The organism is Streptomyces sp. NPDC054840, from assembly GCF_053611065.1.
On sequence record NZ_JBSGZP010000857.1, the window covers coordinates 1 to 2,608 of the forward strand.

Annotated in this window: 3 protein-coding genes; 1 reads left to right on the forward strand and 2 read right to left on the reverse strand. The window is 72.7% G+C overall.

Going from position 1 to position 2,608, the window contains the following annotated elements:
• Both ACWGIU_RS35105 and ACWGIU_RS35110 read right to left on the reverse strand, forming a co-directional pair.
• Window positions 1-331: NAD-dependent epimerase/dehydratase family protein (locus tag ACWGIU_RS35105; RefSeq protein ID WP_453712145.1), on the reverse strand; the 331-nt coding region annotated here is incomplete at its 3' end.
• Window positions 332-483: 152 nt separating this feature from the next.
• A complete protein-coding gene (locus ACWGIU_RS35110) occupies window positions 484-996 on the reverse strand; it encodes a GNAT family N-acetyltransferase (protein WP_453712146.1) in 513 nt (170 codons plus the stop codon).
• Between the two features lie 218 nt (window positions 997-1,214).
• Between ACWGIU_RS35110 and ACWGIU_RS35115 the strand changes: the two genes are divergently transcribed.
• The coding region (locus ACWGIU_RS35115) for an Ig-like domain-containing protein (protein ID WP_453712147.1) at window positions 1,215-2,608 on the forward strand (1,394 nt) is incomplete at its 3' end.

The window sequence follows — 2,608 nt, forward strand, 5'->3', positions numbered from 1 at the left end:
CGTCGGCGCCGACCGCGCCGTGGTCGGCGTAGGCGCTGATGGAGGAGACGTAGGTCCAGTGCCGGGCTCGCCCCGCGAGAGCCGCGAGCGCGCCGCGGACGAAGGCCGGCTGCCAGGACACCTCGATCACGGCGTCCCAGTCGCGGTCCCGTTCGAGGAGTTCCGCGTACGCGGACTCCTTGTTCCGGTCCGCGGCCACCAGCCGGGCGCCGGGCGCGACGGCGCCGCTCTCGCCGCGCGCCAGGCAGGTCACGGTATGACCCCGCTCCAGTGCCTGGCGTGTGATCTCACGCCCCAGCCATGCCGTCCCACCCAGTACAAGAAGATCCATCGGGCCACCTCAGCACAACGTGAGCACACCCGCGATGCCGGTTCGCGCTCGGCGAAGAGGGGGGTGCAAGTGCGTACGCGCCCGGATCGAGCCACGGCCGTCCGAGGGCCGTCGACCGGTCTCGGCGGGGGAGGAACCGGTCCGAGGCGCGCTCACAGGTCGCGCCGCATGCAGACGCGGGGCCACCGGTCCAAACCGTGCGCCGCCTCGCGCTCGCGGATCTCCCGCAGGCCCGGCGTGAGCCCCCTGTCGTCCAGCTGCCGGAACCCGCAGCGTGCGTAGTACGGGGCGTTCCACGGGACCTCGGAGAAGGTGGTGAGGGTCAGGGCGGGCGCGGCCTCGCGCCCGGCGAACTCCGCCAGGTGCTCCAGCAGCCCCCGGCCCAGCCCGCGGCGCGCGCGATCCGGATGGACGGACACCTGCTCGACGTGCAGATTGCCCTCGACGCGCTCGGCGATCAGGTACGCGCCCGGGACGTCGGCCCCGTCGACCGACACCCAGGCCAGTCCGGAGCGTTGGTAGGCGGCGAGTTCGTCGAGCGTCAGCGGCTCGTCGTCGGCGATCTCCGGCATGCCGATGTCCCGGAAGCAGCGACCGGCGGCCCTCTCGATGTCCTGGAGGACGGTCAGTTCGTCCAGTCGTGCGGTGCGGATAGCGATAGCCATGGCCGCATTGTCGCGGGCCGCCCGCCCGAGGGCATCCGAGTATCGGGCCCGCGGCCGTTCCCCGCTCGTCGGGGGCGGGTCCTGTGCTCCGTCCGAGTTCTCTTGGGTGCCCGTTCGGCCGCAGTACCGAGGGGATGATCATCATTTTGGTGTCACATCGCTTTGATAGGGCTATGCCACGAATGCGACGGAGACAACCGACCAAGGCGTGGGGCGCCGTGGCTGCGGTGACGGGGGCCATGCTGGTCGTCGCCGCAGCGCCGGGCCGCGCGCCCGATGCGGGCACCGCGGAGGGGACCCTGGCGGGCCCGCCGCGCGAGGCCTCGGTGACCCTGCTGGTCGGGAGAGTGCTGGACGAGGGCCGCGAGTCGGGCGACGGGCCGTGCGCGGTGCGCATGTTCCGGCCCGGACTGTGCAGCGGCTGGCAGGAGCAGCGGGTACGGGCCACCGCGCGCGGGGCGGGATCCGTCGTGAAGGAACCCGCCCTCGGCGACTCGGCACGGACCGCCCGAGCCGGCGTGCTCCCCACGGACTCCGGCGGGCCGCTCCAGATCGCCCTGGCGGAACCGGGCCGCCTCACGGACGTCACGGTCCGCGACGGCCACGGCCGCCACCTCGCCGGTGAGCTCGCCCCGCACAGCGAGCGCTGGCTGAACAGCGAGCCGCTGCGTGCGGGGGAGACGTACACCGTGCAGGTCGGCGCCCTCGACGCGGACGGGTCCGCGGTCGGCGTGACCATGACGTTCCGGACCGCGCCGCCCGCGGACGGGGACAGGTTGACCGTCGAGTTCGGGCCGGGCCCCGGCACGTACGGAGCGGGGGAGATCGTGACGGCGAGCCTCAGCCGCCCGGTGCCCGCCGACGACCTCCCGGCCCGGGCCCGGCTGGAGGGGGCCCTGCAAGTGACCTCGGAGCCCCATGTCGAGGGCGCGTGGCACTGGGTCGACGAATCGACCCTGCACTTCCGGCCGCGTACGTACTGGCCCGCCCACACCGTCGTCCGCGTGCGCAGCGGCCTCGACGGGGTCGAGGTCGGGAACCACGACTACGGCGGCCCCTCCAACGACGTGCAGTTCACCATCGGGGACCGGATCGAGGCCGTCACCGACTCCGCCACCCACCGGATGACCGTACGCCGCAACGGACGGGTCATCAGGACGATCCCGGTCACCACCGGCAAGGCGGGCTTCAGGACCCGCAGCGGCATCAAGGTCGTGCTGCGCAAGGAGCCCGAGGTCCGCATGCGCGGTGACACCGTGGGTATCAAGCGCGGCACCAGCGAGTTCTACGACCTGCCCGTCTTCTACGCGACCCGGGTGACCTGGAGCGGCGAGTACATCCACGCCGCGCCCTGGTCGGTCGAGGCGCAGGGCGAGGAGAACGTCAGTCACGGCTGCACGGGCATGAGCACCGAGGACGCGGCCTGGTTCTTCGACACCGTCCGCGAAGGAGACATCGTGGAGGTGGTCAACAGCGGCGGAGCGAAGATGGCCCCCTTCGACAACGGTTTCGGGGACTGGAACCTGGACTGGCGGACCTGGCTGGCGGGCAGCGCCCTGGCCGCGATCGACGGAGGTCCGCAGGATTCACCGGCCACCCCCGTTCCGTCGCG

Excerpts from the sequence above, each read along its gene's own strand:
- ACWGIU_RS35110 (WP_453712146.1), bottom strand. The coding sequence starts at position 996 with ATGGCTATCGCTATCCGCACCGCACGACTGGACGAACTGACCGTCCTC.